Source organism: Catenulispora sp. GAS73 (assembly GCF_041262085.1).
Lineage (GTDB): Bacteria > Actinomycetota > Actinomycetes > Streptomycetales > Catenulisporaceae > Catenulispora.
The window spans coordinates 177,372-195,115 of the sequence record NZ_JBGCCM010000014.1; the positions used below are offsets into that span (position 1 = coordinate 177,372).

16 protein-coding genes and 1 pseudogene are annotated in these 17,744 nt (G+C 70.3%); 10 read left to right on the plus strand and 7 right to left on the minus strand.

What is annotated here, in order from left to right; genetic code table 11:
• Window positions 1-56: 56 nt before the first annotated feature.
• The gene (locus ABH935_RS22350) at window positions 57-1,400 is read right to left on the minus strand and encodes a hypothetical protein (protein ID WP_370379861.1); all 1,344 of its coding nucleotides are present in this window, start codon (window positions 1,398-1,400) and stop codon (window positions 57-59) included.
• Complete coding sequence (locus ABH935_RS22355; RefSeq protein ID WP_370379862.1) at window positions 1,397-1,945, minus strand: SigE family RNA polymerase sigma factor; 549 nt, start codon at window positions 1,943-1,945, stop codon at window positions 1,397-1,399. The genes ABH935_RS22350 and ABH935_RS22355 overlap by 4 nt, the downstream gene beginning before the upstream one ends.
• Window positions 1,946-2,343: 398 nt before the next feature.
• On the opposite strand from ABH935_RS22355, the gene ABH935_RS22360 reads away from it, so the two are divergent.
• Both ABH935_RS22360 and ABH935_RS22365 read left to right on the plus strand, forming a co-directional pair.
• The gene (locus ABH935_RS22360) at window positions 2,344-3,837 is read left to right on the plus strand and encodes a DUF2079 domain-containing protein (RefSeq protein ID WP_370379863.1); all 1,494 of its coding nucleotides are present in this window, start codon (window positions 2,344-2,346) and stop codon (window positions 3,835-3,837) included.
• Between the two features lie 71 nt (window positions 3,838-3,908).
• Complete coding sequence (locus ABH935_RS22365) at window positions 3,909-4,331, plus strand: methionine adenosyltransferase domain-containing protein (RefSeq protein WP_370379864.1); 423 nt, start codon at window positions 3,909-3,911, stop codon at window positions 4,329-4,331.
• Between the two features lie 133 nt (window positions 4,332-4,464).
• Here ABH935_RS22365 and ABH935_RS22370 read toward each other — a convergent pair whose 3' ends face one another.
• The 3 genes from ABH935_RS22370 to ABH935_RS22380 all read right to left on the minus strand — a co-directional run bounded on the left by ABH935_RS22370 (window position 4,465) and on the right by ABH935_RS22380 (window position 8,532).
• Window positions 4,465-6,594 (minus strand): bifunctional polysaccharide deacetylase/glycosyltransferase family 2 protein, encoded by a 2,130-nt coding sequence (locus ABH935_RS22370; protein WP_370379865.1) that lies wholly within the window; start codon window positions 6,592-6,594, stop codon window positions 4,465-4,467.
• A 258-nt stretch (window positions 6,595-6,852) separates the two neighbouring features.
• Window positions 6,853-7,539 (minus strand): hypothetical protein, encoded by a 687-nt coding sequence (locus ABH935_RS22375; protein WP_370379866.1) that lies wholly within the window; start codon window positions 7,537-7,539, stop codon window positions 6,853-6,855.
• A 183-nt stretch (window positions 7,540-7,722) separates the two neighbouring features.
• Window positions 7,723-8,532, minus strand: coding sequence for a hypothetical protein (locus ABH935_RS22380; RefSeq protein ID WP_370379867.1), 810 nt, complete (start codon window positions 8,530-8,532; stop codon window positions 7,723-7,725).
• A 674-nt stretch (window positions 8,533-9,206) separates the two neighbouring features.
• On the opposite strand from ABH935_RS22380, the gene ABH935_RS22385 reads away from it, so the two are divergent.
• Complete coding sequence (locus ABH935_RS22385) at window positions 9,207-10,064, plus strand: hypothetical protein (RefSeq protein ID WP_370379868.1); 858 nt, start codon at window positions 9,207-9,209, stop codon at window positions 10,062-10,064.
• A gap of 73 nt (window positions 10,065-10,137) precedes the next feature.
• On the opposite strand, the gene ABH935_RS22390 is transcribed toward ABH935_RS22385, so the two are convergent.
• Together ABH935_RS22390 and ABH935_RS22395 are read right to left on the minus strand one after the other, a co-directional pair.
• Window positions 10,138-10,752, minus strand: a complete 615-nt coding sequence (locus ABH935_RS22390) for a trans-aconitate 2-methyltransferase (RefSeq protein ID WP_370379869.1) — start codon at window positions 10,750-10,752, stop codon at window positions 10,138-10,140.
• A gap of 37 nt (window positions 10,753-10,789) precedes the next feature.
• Window positions 10,790-11,167: an ArsR/SmtB family transcription factor gene (locus tag ABH935_RS22395; protein ID WP_370379870.1), complete on the minus strand. Its 378-nt coding sequence runs from the start codon at window positions 11,165-11,167 to the stop codon at window positions 10,790-10,792.
• A 134-nt stretch (window positions 11,168-11,301) separates the two neighbouring features.
• On the opposite strand from ABH935_RS22395, the gene ABH935_RS22400 reads away from it, so the two are divergent.
• The 7 genes and pseudogenes from ABH935_RS22400 (at window position 11,302) to ABH935_RS22430 (ending at window position 17,626) form a co-directional block, all read left to right on the plus strand.
• Window positions 11,302-11,556 (plus strand): hypothetical protein, encoded by a 255-nt coding sequence (locus ABH935_RS22400; RefSeq protein WP_370379871.1) that lies wholly within the window; start codon window positions 11,302-11,304, stop codon window positions 11,554-11,556.
• A gap of 257 nt (window positions 11,557-11,813) precedes the next feature.
• Window positions 11,814-12,320 (plus strand): annotated as a pseudogene (locus tag ABH935_RS22405) (M28 family metallopeptidase); the annotation flags it as partial.
• A 66-nt stretch (window positions 12,321-12,386) separates the two neighbouring features.
• A complete protein-coding gene (locus tag ABH935_RS22410; RefSeq protein WP_370379932.1) occupies window positions 12,387-13,802 on the plus strand; it encodes an FAD-dependent oxidoreductase in 1,416 nt (471 codons plus the stop codon).
• A 178-nt stretch (window positions 13,803-13,980) separates the two neighbouring features.
• Window positions 13,981-14,340, plus strand: coding sequence for an ArsR/SmtB family transcription factor (locus ABH935_RS22415; RefSeq protein ID WP_370379872.1), 360 nt, complete (start codon window positions 13,981-13,983; stop codon window positions 14,338-14,340).
• A complete protein-coding gene (locus ABH935_RS22420) occupies window positions 14,337-15,086 on the plus strand; it encodes an aquaporin (protein WP_370379873.1) in 750 nt (249 codons plus the stop codon). Before ABH935_RS22415 ends, ABH935_RS22420 begins: the two co-directional genes overlap by 4 nt.
• A 73-nt stretch (window positions 15,087-15,159) precedes the next feature.
• Window positions 15,160-15,567 carry an arsenate reductase ArsC gene (locus ABH935_RS22425; protein ID WP_370379874.1) on the plus strand — a complete coding sequence of 136 codons (408 nt, stop codon included), beginning with the start codon at window positions 15,160-15,162 and terminating at the stop codon, window positions 15,565-15,567.
• 214 nt (window positions 15,568-15,781) lie between these two features.
• A complete protein-coding gene (locus ABH935_RS22430; protein ID WP_370379875.1) occupies window positions 15,782-17,626 on the plus strand; it encodes a phospholipase C in 1,845 nt (614 codons plus the stop codon).
• Window positions 17,627-17,744: the final 118 nt, after the last annotated feature.

The following is a 17,744-nucleotide window of genomic DNA, read 5'->3' on the forward strand; positions in this document are numbered from 1 at the left end:
GGCAAGGAGGATCTGCGGGCGGCGTCGCCCGCAGATCTCATGCGGTGAACAGCGCCCTACTTCGTCGGCGGCGCTGTACTCGTCGGGGCGGTGAAGTACAGCTCGCCCAGCACATTGCCGTTGGCGGCCAGGCACTTCACTGTCGCCGTCTTCCAGCCCGGGCTTGCCGAATCCGCCTTGACCAGTACGAAGTACGGGACATCGCCGCGGATGGTGAAGACCTTGGTCGTGATCTTGGGTGACCCGTCGTCGAAACTGGCCTCGACGGTGGCGGTGCCGCGCGGCACAGTGCTGGTCAGGATCGAGCCGATGATGCTGGTCGGCGTGTATCCGCCGGCGTAGAGACGGTTGGCGGGGTAGGGCTGCGACTTGTCGGTCGGCGGCGGGTTGTCGTTCTTGGAGTTGCTCGGGCCGCAGGCGTACTCGGGGTCGGGGCCGGTCGAGACGCCGTCGACGGTGTAGTCCCAGTAGTCGCAGTTGGTGAGGACCTGCGTGATGTCGTGCGGCGCGGTCCTGCTGACCAGGCCGAAGGACAGGGTCCACCGGTGGGTTCCGACCGACCCGGAGGCGACGACGGTCCCGTGGTCCGGGGCCGGGGGGCCGTAGGGGTCGCGCTCGGGATGGGCTGCGAAGTCGCTGAGGAAGGCGGTGAACCGCGGGTCGCCCAACGCCGCGCTCACCGCCGGCGGAGTCAGCGTGCTGCCATTGGCTTCGGCGCCTCCGTGCACCTGCACCATGGCCCACGCTCCGCTCCGGGCGAGGTCGACGTCCCCCTCGACGATCGTCAGCGGGCTGTCGCCCGCACCGAGGTCGGCCCAGGCGGGGGTCCAGGCGCCGGACCCTTTTTGAACTTCGGCGTGGACGGTTCCGCCGTCTGCGAGGTCCTTCGACACGCAGCCCGAACGAGTCGAAGGCGGAATCAGGTCGCCGTGGCACAGGATGGCTGCCGGCTGGCCCAGCGCGCCCTTGCCCGGCGTGAAGGCGCGAAGGGTCAGGAACGCGTCCGAGACGTGGCCGTGGTAGGTGATTCGAAGCGGGAAGACGTCGAGGCGCTCGTGGCGTGCGGCGGGGTCGGTATCGGCGAACATCGACGCGGTGACCTTGGCTCCGGGCAGCACCTCCGCCAAGGTGTGCCCGAGTTGTTCGGTGAACGCGTTCGTCGTCGTGGCCGGCCCGGCGGCGGGGCCCGCGGAAGAGCCGCCCGATGCCGCCGACCACGTCACCGAGACGGCCAGTGTCGCGGCCAACGCGAGCCCGCCGGCCGCCCCGACCCGTCGCCGGACGCGGCGCCGCGCCCCGGCGGCGAGGATCGCCGGCCCCGGCAGCGGCGCGGTCGCGGCCCCGGCGGCCAGCTGCTCCACAGCGTCGCGGATCTCGTGCTCATCGAGCGTCTGGTTCATCGGGCCACCTGCTCTCGGGGTTCGGGGTGCGATCGGTTCAGGCCCTCCGGGGCCGCCGTGTGGTAGGCGCGAAGTCTGGCGAGTGCCTTCGAGGTCTGGCTCTTCACCGTGCCGACGGCGCAACCCAGCACGGAGGCGGTCTGCGCCTCGGTCAGGTCCTCCAAGTAGCGCAGGACGATCACCGCCCGTTGCCGCGGCGGCAACAGCGTCAGTGTCCTGACCACCTCGTCACGGGTGTGAAGGCTGTCGCCCGCGGCCGCGACCGCGGCACCACGCCGCTCGGGCACCGCCGCCGTGAGCACCTCCAGCACGCGCCGCCGCCGCCGGCCCGTGCGATACACGTTGATCAGGATCCGATGGACGTACAGGGTGACGTCGTCCGCCTTCCGGATCCTCGGCCAGACGCTGTACGCGTTGGCCAGCGCCGTCTGCGCGATGTCCTCGGCGTCCTGCTGGTTACCGGTGAGCGCGTACGCGGTGCGGACCAACGATTGCCACCGCGCCGCCATGAACTGCTCGAAGTCGGTTCTGTCGTCGTCTTGCATGGGCTACCTCCTGGCCGTACACACTCAACCGGTTCGCAGAAGGTTGCCGCTGGCCCCCATACTCAGTTCACTTGAATATATCGGCTGACTGACTATGCTTCACGCCATGACCGAACGTCGGCTCCGAGAACCCACCGTGGGGAGTGCTGTGGCTTCTTAAGACCGAATGCTGCGGTTGTTCGCGCCCCGTGCGCGGCGGTCGGAACCTCGGATACATCTTCGAATTCGTCGGCGGCGACGTGTTCCTCCTGGTCGCATCGTCGATGCAGCCCGGCATGCCCTGAAACGCATTAACCCTTCAGCACGCCGGCCGAACACCACACACCGACGGCGACGAGTGGGTCAAGCGCGCCCAAAAACGCTTCGCCGCCGGGCGACCACGTCAGGGGACAACGGGGATGAGACACGTCGACGACGACACCGGGATCGTGATCGGTCACCCCGCGCGGATCCGCGCCGGGGGCGTGGCCGTGACACAAAGGCCACCGCGGGACGCGCCACCTGACCGGCGACTCCCCGCGGCCTTGGCTGCAGCGGCAGCGCTGACGTATTCGCTCCTCGCGCTCCGGCTGAACCGCTTGTACCGCACCGGCGGCTATGACCTGGGGATATTCACCCAGTACGCCAAGGCGTTCGCCGATGGTCGCGCACCCACATCGCCGTGGCTGGCCAAGGGCACGGCCCTGAGCCAGGCGGGCCCGAACCTGTTCGGCGACCACTTCAGCCCGATACTCGTCGTGCTCGGCCCGGCTTATCGGCTGTGGCCGCACACGGAGACCCTGCTGCTGATTCAAGCCGCGTTGGTCGCGTCATCAGTGTTCGTCGTCGCCCGGTGCGCCATCGGCAAGCTCGGGTCGCGGTCGGGCTGCTGCATCGGGGCGGCGTACGCCCTGTCGTGGGGTGTGCAGCAACTGATCGGATTCGACTTCCACGAGGTCGCCTTCGAGCTGCCGATCATGGCCTGCGCTCTGGCCGCGTATCTCGACGGACGCCCCCGAGCGGCCGCGGCGTGGTCGGTGCCGTTGCTGCTGGTGAAAGAGGACATGGGGCTGACGGTCGTCGTCCTGGGCCTGCTTCTGGCCCGCCGCGCCCGGAGGACGGGGATCGCCCTGAGCATCACCGGCGCCGCGGTGGCCGCAGTCGCGATGATCGTCGTGATCCCGCACTTCGCGGCGGCCGGAGGCCTGGGCCGACTGGGCGCAGACGCCAACGCCGGCGGCGGCTACGGCGCGGCCCTGGCTCGACCGTGGCTGATCCCGATGAAGCTGATCTGGCCGCCGGTGAAGCCGGTGACCGTGTTCATGGTGCTGGCAGCCGGAGGCTTCGCCGCCGCGACCAGCCCGCTGATACTGCTGACGGTCCCGACACTGCTTTGGCGATTCACAGCGAACAACCCGAGCTACTGGGGGTGGAGTTGGCACTACTCGGCCGTCCTGATGCCCGTGACCTTCCTGGCTCTGGTGGACGCACTGTGCCGACGTCGAGCGCTGGACCGACGGCCGCTCGGCACCCGTCTTCCGTCTGCGGTAGCTGTGTTCGCCGCAGCCCTCTGCGTGGCATTCCCCCTGCACGACCTGGTCACTCCAGGGTTCTGGCGCACTCCCCGGCACGTCGCGGCCGCCGACGCGGCAGTGCACGAGATTCCATCCGGCGTCCTGGTCGCCACGACCAACAACCTGGCCCCGCACCTGGTCGACCGGACGACCGTCTACCCGCTGGTCAGCCTCGACGGTATCGACGGCCTACCGCGGCGCATCGACTGGATCGCAGCCGACACCTCGCTTCCCGACCTCCGCAGCCCGAACGGAAAGGCGCTGCTCGCGCAGCTGGCGATGGACGGCTTCCAAACGATCAGCGCCGAAGACGGCATCCTCGTCCTGCACCGTCCCTGAGCCGCGCGCGGGATGAGGCATCCGCGCGCTCGTGCGCACTACCGGTGCGGTACCTCGATCAGCCCCATCGAGTGCGCCACCGCTCCGGCCTGGAAGCGGTCCATGACGCCCAGCCGCTTGAACAGCCGCGCGATGTAGCCCTGGCCTACCTGGCCCGCTACCTGGCGGCCAACGTCGTCGACGCCGGCCTGGCCCGCCGCTGCCGCATCGGCCTGGCCTACGCCATCGGCCGCGCGGAGCCGGTGTGGCTCGACGTCGAGTGCTTCGGCACCGAGCGCGCCGAGCCGGCGTCCATCGCCACAACCCTGCGGGAGACAGTGGACCTGAGGGTGGGCGCGGTCATCGAGCGCCTCGCGCTGCGCACGACCCCGCTGCGCCCCACGGCCACGTTCGGCCATTTCGGACGCCCGGCAGAGAACTTCGGCTGGGAACTGCGCGACCTGGGGCCGCAGCTCCTTGAGCGTTGTGGGGACACTTCGATCGCCGGGCGGTAGGGACTCCCGACAGATTCAAGTGAAACGTCCGGCTCCGGGCCCCGCCGGGAATGGTCGACGGGTTCCGGAGCCGGACGCTGTACGAGATGCCACCTTCTCGCCGCTAATACAGGCGTCGGTGCGCGCGTTGGCGTTACACGTGTTGCTGACCTGCGGCGGGTGTTCCGCTGAGGCTTCCATAGCGCTGCATCCGCTGCCACCGCAGCCGGCTCCCGACGACCGCCGTCACCAGAGAGTGGATCACCACCAGATACATCAGCTGGCGGTAGACGACCTGTTGCAGCGGCAGCGTCCACAGCGCGGTCGGGCGCTCGCGGTCCAACTTGAATGCGTAGAGCGCCATCACGACCTGGACCGCCAGGAACGCCAACCAGACCGCGCCGACGCGGGCCGCGTCGTTGAAGATCAGGCCGTAGAGCGCGAACACGTCGACGATCGGTGCGAGCAAAGGCATCAGCACCTGGAACAGCAGCATGTACGTCAGCCCGCGACGTCCCAGCTTCCCCTCCGGCCCGCGCCGCAGCACACTGCGCCGGTGCTTCCACATCGCCTGCATCGTCCCGTAGCACCAGCGGTAGCGCTGGCGCCAGAACTGCCGGAGCGAGGAGGGCGCCTCGGTCCACGCGATCGCCCGCTCCTCGTACACCGCGCGCCACCCGTCGCGGATCACCGCCATCGTGAGGTCCGTGTCCTCGGCCAGGGTGTCGTCGCTGACTCCGCCGACACGCGCCAGCGCCTCCCGCCGGAACGCCCCGACCGCGCCGGGCACGGTCGGCATGCAGCCGGCGAGATCGTACAGCCGACGCTCAAGGTTGAAGCCGACCACGTATTCGATGTGCTGCCAGCGTCCCAGGATCCCCTTGCGGTTGCCGACTTTGGCGTTGCCGGACACAGCCCCGACCGACGGGTCCGCGAACGGCTGCACCAGCCAGGCGATGGTCTTCGGCTCGAAGACGGTGTCGCCGTCCATCATCACCAGCAGGTCGCCTCGGGCGGCTGCCGCGCCGGTGTTCAGGGCCGCCGGTTTGCCGCCGTTGGCCTGGCTGATCAGCCGCAGTGGCGGCCGGCCGGGGTGTCGGTGCCGGATCAGCTCCTGGACCACCGCCGCCGTGCCGTCGGTGGAACCGTCGTCGACCACGATGATCTCGATCGGATGGACGCTCGCGGACAGCGACTCGACGGTCGCGCGGATCCCTGCCTCCTCGTTGTAGGCCGGGACGATCACCGATACCGGCCGGGTCACCGCCGGGCCCCATCGTCTGGTCCGCGCCTTCTTGTGCCGCCGGGCCGCGACCAGGAGGATCACGACGCGAACGCCCCCGATGATCCCGGACATCAGCACCGCCCACCCGAGCCAGTGCACGACGAAGTCCGAAGCCTGGACCGCGAAGATCAGACCCTTGCCCTTCCAACGCGCGGAGGTGTTCGCGGGCGCCAGCGGGGACGGGGCGCCCACGGCGCCGGTAACGGTGTCGAAGCTGTAGCCGCGCGCCTGCAGAGCCGGGATCAGCCGGTCCAGGGCAGCGACGGTCTCGGAGCGGTCGCCGCCGCCGTCGTGCATCATCAGGACGAAGCCGGGCGGCGGAGCCGCCTTCCTACCGGCCGGCGGCGCGGCGGGCGCCGGCGGGATCGAGGCGTCGAGGATCTTCTGCACGCCCAGCCGCTGCCAGTCCTCGCTGTCCCGGTCGGTGAGCACCACGAGGTAGCCGTGCCGGCCGGCGTCCTGGATCGCGGCCCAGTCCAGCCGGTCCACCGCATCCGGCTCGGACGAGTACGGCGGACGCAGCAGCGGAGTCGAGATCCCGGTCGCGCCGGCGATCGCCGACTGCGTCTGCGAGAACTCCAGCGAACGGCGCCACGCCGGTGCGGTGGCGAGATCGTCGTGGGTGAAGGTGTGGATGCCGACCTCGTCGCCGTCGGCGACCTCGGCACGGACCAGCCCCGGATCGTCCGCGACGTGCGCGCCGATGACGAAGAACGTGCCTGGGACGTGGTGTTTGGTCAGCACGGCGAGCACCTGCGGAGTCCACGTGCCGTCGGGGCCGTCGTCGAAGGTCAGCGCGACTTTGCCGGGCTGCACGGCGTAAGACCGCTGCGCACCGGCCCGCGTGTCCACGACCGGCCCGCCCTGCGTGATCGACGCCGGCACGCCCGCGCCGCCGAGCCCCTGGTGCGGACCACCGGCGCCCTCGGCACCGACCTGGTGGTTCATGATGCCGCCGAGCAACAGCATCGAGGCCAGCGTCAGCATCATCACGGCCATCAGAAGCCAGTGGCTGCGCGGGTTCCGGAGCTTGACGCCGCGGTGGCTGCTCGGAGCTTGGCGGAAATCGCGCCCAGGTCTCGGGGACGGAGGTGGCGGCGGGAACGGTGGAACGTCGCCAGGACGGAGTTCAGGGCGGAGTTCAGGGCGGCGGGAAGGGCCGCCGTGGTCATAGCCGGGATGGGGTGGGGTGTTGGGCATCTCGCTCGGCCGTCAGTCGGGAAACGATGGGCGTGCCGGACTTCGTCTGCCTGAAAATCAGGCGGTCGTAGTCGGCGCGGGCGACTTGTCGGTGCGCCGTGTGTGGCCGGGCGCCGACGGATTGCCATGAGTGGCGGTCGGAGTCGTGATGACTGACGTGCCCGTCGGTGTCGGTAGTACCGGGCTCGACCCTGAGGAGGACGCCGTCGTGGGCTGAGGTTCGGACGGCGCGCTCTGCCCCGGAGCCCTGCCCAGCGAGGTGCCCCGGGCTGCGGTCCGGTGATCGGGGGCGCCGGCGGTCGGTCGGCCCGCGGCCGCGCTCGACGTCGCGGACACCGAGGCGGTGCCGGCCGGGGCCGAGGACGCGGGCGCCTGCTGTTTGCCGGTGGGGATCCCCGGAACCGGCAGCAGAGCGTTCGGCGGGATGGGCCCGCCGGCGAAGCTCACTGCGAGCAGGGCCGCATAACCGGCCAGTACGGCGACCGCCGCCAACGACGCGCGGCGGGCGAGCTTGCGCCGCCGCCCGGAGGCGTCCACGAAGATCGGGCCGACTGGGCCGGTCGAGCCGGTCGAGCCGGTCGAGCCGGTCGAGCCAGTCGGTTCGGCCGGCTCCGGGGAACGGTTCCCGGTGGCGGTGTGGTCGAGTCCGTCGGCGTGGATGCCGAGGTCAGCAGAAGCAGAGCCGTCCCGGCGCGGACGCGGGATCGGATGCGTCTGCCACTGCTGTCCCGTCGGGGTCTGCACTGTTCGCCGTCGTCCTTCGCCGTGTGGTGATGGTTGCGCCCCGCCGCACGGGCAGCGGGGCACCACCTGGAGGACCGGCCGGCAGGGATGGGTACGGGCCGGGCTCGCATGCCGCGAATCCCTCTTGCGGGAAAAGGCGTGCGGACCCCTTCTGCCGTTACCAGGCCAGGTCGGAGTGCGTTTTCACCGGACGGCGCCGGACTTGGTCGGGGTGTGGGTGTGCCCGGGGCTGACTGGCTTGTGGTCGCGAGAGGGGTCCGGAGTCGCGGACGGAGAAGTCGAAGTACTGGGACCGCCGGACGGTTGCGGAACCGGAGTGTTCGAGACCCCAGCGAGCACCTGCGCGCAGAAGGTGTCGATCTTGTCCTCGCCACCGGCCATCGCCGCGAGCCGGGCGCGGTCGTGGTCGTTGAGTCCGCTGTTTCCGTTCCCGTTTCCGTTTTCGTGCTGCACGGCGTGGGCACGGCACAGCGTCAAAGCATCGTCGGCGGCCGAACCGGTCTGCCCCGGGGCGTCGGCCGTTCCGGCCGGAGTGCCCGGCAGCGAACTGCCGCCGCTGCTCGAACGGTCGCCGACCGCGCGGTTCGAGTCCGGCTGCCCGGACGGTGACCCCGGCGAGGACGCCGTCGGCTGCCCGGCGCGGGCCTCCTGGCCTGGATCCGGCACGCCGGCACCGCCGAGCATCTGATGCGCGGCCCGCTGGATCGGCGAGGGCAGCACGTCGGCCTCGGCCGCGACCGCCACGCCGGTGACGGTCAGCGCCCCGGCCACGGCCACCATCTTCACGCCGATCAGCCGGCGCAGCGGCACACCGACGCCGCGCCGGAACGGTGTGGCACCGACCTTCCCAGCGTTCTCAAAAGCCCGCCGCGCCGATTCGTAGCCGCGCAGCTCGTGCGGCCACGGCGGCGCGGCCGCCGCGGACAGCAGCCGGGTGAGAGCCTGCGCGTTCGCCGTCGGGCCGAGGTCGGCGAGGAAGTCCACGCTGCTCACGGTCGTGCCGCCTTCACTGTCCGCCGGGCCCGCGGGCCCGCCCGGCCGCCACAAGGCCGCCGAGCTGCCGGAACCTCGGTGCCTGGCCGGATCGGGCGCGCCGCCAGACGGGTCGGGCGCGCCTTCCCAGCCGGGCGAGTATCCCATCCGCGCCGACGGCCCGGCCACGGCAGAAGTCACAAGACCCGGCAAAGGATGTGGGACCGGGAGCCGCGTGCCACGGCCCGCTCGATTCCTGTAAAACGCAATGCCGGTCATAGCCGGTCTCGCGGTGCCCACCTAGGCCGGGGCGGACGACGCGATGCCGAGGTGCACGCCGGCAGGTCTTCAGCCGCTCAGTTCTGCCGCATCCGTCGTAGGTCGCCTCGACAAGGGTGAGCGCGGCGGCGAACAGTGTGAGGACTCTGAGGCGATGCCGGGGGCCGGCTCCGAATCTCCTTGTCAGAATCCGTTGACAGGGTTCGAAGTTGTCCCGACAATCACCTGAGCAAGACATGGGGTAGCTGATCCCCATGACATCGCCACCTTCGCGCACGCTCGTTTCTCCACGCCAGGAGAGCCCTGCCCACACCAATAAATCAGGGCTCTACCATCCATCACCCCGTCGGATCGCGCGCTCCGCCAGTCACCGCTGCGCCGAGCCGTACGCCGACGGCTGAAGGGAGAACAGAACCGTGTCAAGCAGCCCCAGCACCGCGCATCCCCACCGCCGCATCAGCGGCAGGCGCCTCGCCGCCGTCCTCGGTGCGGCGGCCCTCACCGCCGCGCTCGGCATGGCCACTACCGCAACAGCCTCGGCGAGCCCATCCGGCAACGCCGGGCACCAGCTGAAGGCCCGTACCGTGCACCCGGCGCCGGCCGCCGTCAGCAACCTGATCAACCACGGCGGTCCGGTCGAGAATGCGCCGAAGGTCTACGTCGTCTACTGGGGGTGGCAGTCGGACCCCAGCGGTGAGCAGGCCTATCTGAACAACTTCCTGTCCTCCGTCGGCGGCACCCAGTGGCTGTCCACCGTCAACCAGTACGGCGGCGGCTCCCAGTCCGGCCTTCTGGCCGGCACCTGGTCGGACAGCGCCTCGGTACCCAGCCACCCGAGCGACTCCGCGGTCCAGTCCGAGGCCGCCAAGGCGGCAGGCCACTTCGGCGCGGGCACGTCATCGAACGTTGAGATCGTCGTCGCCACCCCGACCGGGCACAGCACCCGCGGCTTCGGCACGCAGTGGTGCGCCTACCACGGCGCGGTCAGCTCCGATCGCAACGTCACCTACACCGACCTGCCCTACATGACCGACGCCGGCAGCTCTTGCGGCGCGAACTCCGTCCGCAGCCCCCTGGACGGCGTCAGCATCGTCGAGGGCCACGAAATGGCCGAAACCATCACCGACCCCCTGCTCAACGCCTGGTACGACAGCAGCGGCTCGGAGATCGGCGACAAGTGCGCGTGGCAGAACCTGTCGACCATCACGACGTCCAAGGGCACCTTCGCCGTCCAGCCGCTGTGGAGCAACGCCGCAGGCGGCTGCGTGCAGTAGCGCCGAGTCGCTGAACGAGCCGTGCCCGGCCGAGAGTGTCGGCCGGGCACGGTGGCAGAAGCCGGCCCGGCGCCTACCTGGTCAGGAGCAGCCAGGTGAAGGGCTGGACCGCGTCCCAGGGTGTGCGGTGCTCCTCGCGGCGGGAGTCCAGGACGCGCAGACCCGGAAACTGTTCGGCCAGATCGTCCGGGGTGTAGCGGGCGGTCGGCAGGCCGGAACACTGCTGGGGGCCGTCGGCGGCGAACGTGCCGATGACCGCGTGGCCGCCGTCGGCCAGTGCCTGGTTCAGAACCTGCCGGTAGCGGTCCCGGTCGGCCGATTCGGTGAGGAAGTGGAAGACCGCGCGATCGTGCCACAGGGCGTAGCGGCGCGGCGGCTTCCAGGCCAGCAGGTCGGCGACGATCCACTCGACCTCGGCGCCGCGGGTTCCGAGCCGGTCTCGGGCGGCGGCCAATCCGGACTCGGCGACGTCCAGGACGCTGAGGTGGGTGTGTCCGCGGTCCAGGAGCCGGTCGACCAGCACCGAGGCCCCCGCCCCGACGTCGATCAGCGGATCGTCCGTGCGCGGGGAGGCCGCCGCGATCAGCTCCAGCGACATCGCCGGGTCGGTCTGGAACCAGCTGACCTGCTCGGGCTGCTTGTCCCGGTAGACCGTGTCCCAGTGGCCGGGGTCCGGTAGTGATGGCATGGCCTATTTCTACCCGACGGTGCGCTTCCGCCGCCGGTCAGGCGATGGCGGCGGCTGTCTCCGCGGTGACCAGCAGGCGTGCCAGGGCGGTCATCTTCTCCGGGATGGCCCGGTAGTAGACCCAGGTGCCACGGCGTTCGCCTTCGATCAGGCCGGCCTCGCGCAGCACTTTGAGGTGGTGGCTGATGGTGGGTCCGGTCAGCTCGAAGCCGGGGGTCAGGTCGCACACGCACGTCTCGCCGTCGGCCGCGCTGGCGATCTGGGAGAGCAACTGGAGCCGGACCGGGTCGCCGAGGGCCTTGAACGCCGGGGCCAGGGCGACGGCGTCGGCGGTGGAGATCGAGTGCTCGGACAGCGGTTCGCAGCACGCGACCGGCTCGGGGTCGAGCAGCGGCAGCTCCTTCAGTTTCGACATGCGTCTAGATTGACAGACTTCGAAACAGGGGGCAAGCTGACGCTACTTCGAAAAACTTCGAGACAAGGCGACGCCATCAGCCGTCGCAGAACCTGACACCCAGGTCACGGGACCGTTGCGTGAGGAGCAAGGCCATGAGCGAGCAGACCACGAGCACCAGCACCGCCACCGTCGGCGGCTTCCAGGGCGATCTCGCCGAGGCGTTCAGCCCGGCGGCCGGGGCGGGCTGTTGCGGCAGCCCGGCGACGAACACCGGCACCGAGCCGGTCACCGGGACCGCCGCCCCGTGCTGCGGCACCACCGAGCAGGCCGGGGCCGAGGGCTCGTGCTGCGGATCTGAGGCCAAGACCGAGGTGGTCGCCTCCGGCACGTGCGGCTGCGGCGCATGACTACCGAGAGCACCGTGCCGCCGTCTGAGTCGGCTGAGCCGTCGGCGGCGCGGATGAAGGCCACGGTGGCGGCGCTGGCCGCGCGGGGACTGGCCGGGCGCCGGGTGGCCACGCCCGGCGGAGCGGTGGCCCGGAGCCTCCTGGCCTCCGCGCTGACCGAAATGGACGTGGTCCCCGCGACCGACCGGTTCGACACCGCCGCCGGAGGTGCGGCCAACCTGTACGCCGTCGTCGCCCAAGCCGCGCTGGGCGGGACGATGATCTGGCTGACCGCGCACTACGACGGCGTCGGCGACGTCGACGGCGTCCACCGCCCCGGCGCCTCGGACAACGCCTCCGGCGTCGCGGTTGTGCTGGAGGCGGCCCGGCAGCTGAAGGAGCGCGTGCCCGCGGGCATCGGATTGTCGGTGGCGCTGCTGGACGGTGAGGAGATCGGCGCGGTCGGCTCCGCGCACCACGCCGCCGCCCTGGCCCCCGACGGACACACGCCACTGGTCGTCAACATCGACGGCGCCGGGGAGCTGAACGAGGCGGTCGCCGTCGAGGCCGGCGGTCCGGCATGGGCGATCCTGGCCGCACTCGACGCGGCCGGGAAAGCCACCGGGGTCCTGCTGCGTGCCGGCCAGGTCGCCTCGGACAACCGCCAGTACGCCGCCGCCGGAATCGCCGCGGTCGGCCTGGGGGCGGGGATGCCCGGCTACCACTCCGCGGGCGATACCGCCGACCGGGTCCAGCCTGAAACCCTGACCGCCATGGCGCGTTTGGCTATCGCTACGGTCATCAACCTCGCGACATCGAACACGCACGCTGAGACGAACGGAGCCCAAGCCGTGAACGAGTCCTTGGCCAACCTGCCGGTCGTCGTCATCGGCGCCGGCCCGGTCGGCCTGGCCGCCGCCGCGCACCTGGCCGACCGCGATATCGACTTCCTGCTCCTGGAGGCCGGGGACGCCGTCGGTGCCGCGGTCCAGCAGTGGGGACACGTGCGGCTGTTCAGCCCCTGGCGGTACGACATCGACGCCGCCGCCCGTACCCTGCTGGAGAAGACCGGCTGGACCGCGCCGGACGAGGACTCCGCCCCCACCGGCGCGGAGCTGGTCGAGCGGTACCTTGTGCCGCTGGCCGCGACGCCGCAGATCGTCCCGCACCTGCGCCTCGGTCATCGAGTCGTGGCGATCAGCCGGGTCGGTGTGGACCGTGTCCGCTCGCGCAGCCGCGAGTTCGCGCCGTTTCTGCTCAGGGTCGAGGCGGACGATCAGACCACTGATCTGCACGCCCGCGCGGTCTTCGATGCCACTGGCACGTGGGGCACTCCGAACGTCCTCGGTGCCTCCGGCCTGCCCGCACACGGCGAAACCGAGGCCGCCGCCGTCATCGACCGGGCGCTGCCCGACGTCCTCGGCGCCGCCCGCGACACCTACGCCGGCAAGCACACGCTGGTGGTCGGCGCCGGGCACTCGGCGGCGAACACCCTGCTGTCGCTGGCCGAACTCGCCGACCAGGAGCCTGGCACGCGCGTGTCCTGGGCGATCCGCACCGGCTCGGCCGCCCGCACCTACGGCGGCGGCGCAGACGACGCGCTCCCGGCCCGCGGAGCCTTGGGCACCCGACTGAAGCAACTCGTCACGGAGGGCCGGATCGAGCTGGTGAATCAGTTCTCTGTCCATGCCATCAGGACCTTGGGAAACGGCACGGTCGAGGTGGAGAGCGTCGATGTTCGCGGCGCCAAGAAGGCCGTCACAGTAGACCGGATCGTCGGGGCGACCGGCTTCCGTCCGGACCATTCGATCGCCTCCGAGCTGCGCCTGGACCTGGATCCGATCCTGGGCTCCACCCGCGCCCTGGCCCCGTTGATCGACCCGAACGAGCACTCCTGCGGCACCGTCCCGCCCCACGGCGCGGACGAGCTGGCACACCCGGAGCCCAACTTCTACGCCATCGGCATGAAGTCATACGGCCGCGCCCCGACCTTCCTTCTGGCCACCGGCTACGAGCAGGCCCGCTCCGTGGCCGCCGCTCTGGACGGGGACTGGGACGCCGCACGCGACGTGCGTTTGGAGTTGCCCGAGACCGGCGTCTGCAATACCACCCTGCCCGGGGACGACGCCGAAGCTGGCGGCTGCGGCAGCTCGTGCGGCACGTCCGAGCCGGTGACGATCGGGCTGGCCACGGGCATCTCCGGCGGGTTGCTCGCCGATCCACTGGCGATCGCCAGCACCGGCGGCGGGCCAGGGTGTTGCAGCTGAGCAACGACCCGGTTCCGGTCGATCCGAGCAGGTCCGGCGGGAACCTTCGTACGCGGATTTCCCACTACCGCCGGACAGCAACAGGAGGCGTAGCCGGCGTTGAGAGGCGCATCTTCTATTACGAGCACGTTCACACGTCCGTTTGCCTGCACTCATTGATAACGGTAAACATAGACACATGTCGAAGAAGTTGCTGCCGCTGGTCGAGGGCGAAGCCTGCGCGACCGCGCTGGTCGCCGAGCCCCTGACCGAGATCGAAGCCGCCGGGCTCGCCACGGTGTTCAAGGCGCTGGCCGATCCGGTGCGGCTGCGGCTGTTCTCCCTGGTCGCTTCGCACGCCGGCGGCGAGGCGTGTGTTTGCGACCTGGCCGCCTCCTTCGACGTCACGCAGCCGACCATCAGCCACCATCTGAAGGTGCTGCGCGAGGCCGGGCTGCTGGACTCGGAGCGTCGCGGAACCTGGATCTACTACCGGGCCCGGCCCGAGGCCCTGGCCCAGTTGTCCGCGCTGCTCGCCCCCGGCGCGGTGTCGGCGTGAACCCACAGCCGACCCGCCGCGCCTTCGCCGAATTCCTCGGTACCGGGCTGCTGGTCGCCGTGGTCGTCGGCTCCGGGATCATGGCCGCACGCCTCTCGCCGAACGACGTCGGGCTGGAGTTGCTGGAGAACTCCACCGCCACCGTGTTCGGGCTCACCGCGCTGATCCTGATATTCGGACCGGTCTCCGGAGCGCACTTCAACCCGGTCGTCACTCTCGCCGACTTCGTCCTGGGGCGGCGTACCGGGAGCGGTGTGGACGCCAAGACGGTCGTCGCCTACATCCCGGCGCAGATCGCCGGCGGTATCGGCGGGACGCTCCTGGCGAACCTCATGTTCGCCTTGCCCGCAGCCACCGCATCCACGCACACCCGTAGCTCCGGGCACCTGTGGCTGGGGGAGACCGTCGCCACCGCCGGGCTGATCCTGCTGATCTTCTCCCTGGTCCGCACCGGTCGGGGCGCCCTCGCCGCGCCCGCAGTCGGCGCGTACATCGGAGCGGCGTACTGGTTCACGTCCTCCACCTCGTTCGCCAACCCCGCCGTCACCATCGCGCGAGCCTTCACGAACACCTTCGCCGGGATCGCGCCCGGCTCGATTCTCGGGTTCGTCGCCTTCCAGGTGATCGGCGCCGCCGTCGGCCTGGGGCTGGTGTTGGCGCTGTACCCGCAGGAGAAAGCAGCCGTGGACGCGGCCGACGAGGCGGATCTGCTGGCCGCCGAACAGACTCCGGTGGCATCGCGATGATCAAGCAGCCGGACCGAACTACCCCAAGCCTCCACGCACTGAGACCGCGATCCGTTCCGAAAGGACCCTCCCGATGCCTAGCAAGCCCTCCGTGCTCTTCGTGTGCATCCACAACGCCGGCCGCTCCCAAATGGCCGCCGGCTTCCTCACCCACTACGCAGGTGACCGCGTCACCGTCCGTTCCGCCGGCTCCGCCCCCGCCGACTCGGTCAATCCCGCTGTGCTGGAAGCCATGCAGGAAGTCGGCATCGACCTGTCCGCCGAGAGCCCGAAGGTCCTCACCGACGAAGCAGCCCTCGCCTCCGACGTCATCATCACTATGGGCTGCGGCGACACCTGCCCCGTCTACCCCGGCAAGCGCTACCTCGACTGGCCCCTGCCCGACCCCGCCGGCCAGGGCGTCGAAGCCGTGCGCCCGATCCGCGACGAGATCGAGAAGCTGATCAAGGGGCTCATCGACGAGATCGTCCCGGCGGCCTGAGCCGGTCCGACCTCCGTAAGCGCGATCTCGTTACCGCGGGCGCCGCGTCCCTCCCGCCACTGAATAGGACCTTCGTGTGGCAAGAAGGTCGAATTCGGGTGTTCGTATGCGTGTTCTGTTTGCCAAAGGCTCGCCACGCGTTCACGCTGCGTCGATAGGTTGCGCGCCGCGCAGCGGAATGCTGGGGCTCGCCCACAGACCTCGATGAAGGGACATGAGCGTGTCCAGAATCCGCAGGACGGCGATCGGCGTGGCCGCGTTGGGTTCGGCGCTCGCGCTGACCAGTGCCGCGGTCAGCGCCGCCGCTTCCGGCAGCTCGGCGGCGAACGGTGCCACGACCACCACCCCGATCAAGCACCTGGTCGTCATCTTCCAGGAGAACGTCTCCTTCGATCGCTACTTCGGCACCTACCCGAACGCGACGAACACCTCCGGCCAGGAGTTCAAGGCCAAGGGCAACACCCCCAAGGCCAACACCCTCGCCGACACCAAGGGTGCGGGTGGCAAGGGGAACCTGCTGACCAACAACCCGAACAAGGACGCCTCGGGCAAGCAGGTGAACCCGCAGCGCCTCGACCCGTCGAACCTGAACGACGTCGTGCAGTGCGACCAGGACCACGACTACAACGACGAGCAGAAGGCCTTCGACGGCGGGGCCATGGACAAGTTCGTCACTACGGTGGGCAATGGTGGCGGCACCAGCGGCACCGGCGCCAAGTGCAGCCCGAGTGATGTCATGAACTACTACGACGGCAACACCGTCACCGGGCTGTGGAACTACGCGCAGCAGTACGCGATGAGCGACAACTCTTACGGGACCACGTTCGGTCCGTCCGCTCCCGGGGCGATCAACCTGATCTCCGGCGACACCGGCAGCGTCGACAAGATGATCAACGGTGCGGCGACCAACGGCGACACCGTCGCCGACGGCAACGGCGGCAGCTCCCTGATCGCCGACGCGCAGGGCTACTACGACGACTGCTCCACCCGCGACGCGGCGTCGCTGACCGGCCAGAACATCGGCGACCAGCTCAACGCCGCCGGCCTGAGCTGGGGCTGGTTCCAGGGCGGCTTCAAGCCCACGACGTCCTTCGCCGTCGCGACCAAGGCCAATCCGCAGCCGACCAGCACCTTCATCCCGGACGAGTTCAAGGGCAAGTTCGCCACCGCCCCGGCCTCCGACCAGGGCCTGTGCAACGCGGTCCACCCGGTCGGCGCGGCGGTCGGCGGTACCGGCGGCACCACGCCTGGCGCCACCAACTACGGCAACAAGGACGACTACATCGCCCACCACGAGCCGTTCCAGTACTACGCCTCCACGGCCAACCCGCACCACCTGGCGCCGGCCTCGCTGAACTCGATCGGCACCGACACCCAGAGCTACGTCAACGGCACGCCCCAGTTCGACACGGCCAACCACCAGTACGACACCAGCGACTTCGACTCCCTGGTCGCCGGGATCGCGCACGGTTACGTGTCCCCGGACAAGCTGCCCGCCGTCAGCTTCCTGAAGGCCCCCGGCTACGAGGACGGCCACGCAGGCTACTCCGACCCGTACGACGAGCAGCAGTTCGTCACCAACGAGATCAACGCCCTGCAGCACACCCCGGACTGGTCCAGCACCGCGGTCGTCATCAACTACGACGACTCCGACGGCTACTACGACCACGCCTACAGCGGCGTGCACAACCCCTCGAACACCGCCAACGTGCCGACGCCTCCCGGCCCGCAGGACTGGCTGAACGGCACCGGCATCTGCGGTACCAACACCGCGCAGAAGCCGCTGGCCGGCCAGAACGGCCGCTGCGGCTACGGCCCGCGCCTGCCGCTGCTGGTCATCTCCCCGTTCGCGAAGCACAACTACGTGGACCACACGCTGACCGACCAGAGCAGCATCATCAAGTTCGTCCAGAGCAACTGGAAGCTGGGCAACATCCCCGGCTCGTTCGCCACCGTCGCCGGAAGCCTGAACGGCATGTTCGACTTCCACGGCAACCACGGCCACAACGACCAGCTCTTCCTGGACCCGATCACCGGCCAGCCCGCGATCCGTGGCTGAGCCCGGCGTGAGCTGAGTACCGCCAGGCGGCGGGGGGGGGGGGGGGGGCGGCCCGCGCCCCCCCCCCCCCCCCCCCCCCGCCTTCATTTGCTTCGGGCAAGGCCGGCGCCGCCGCCGC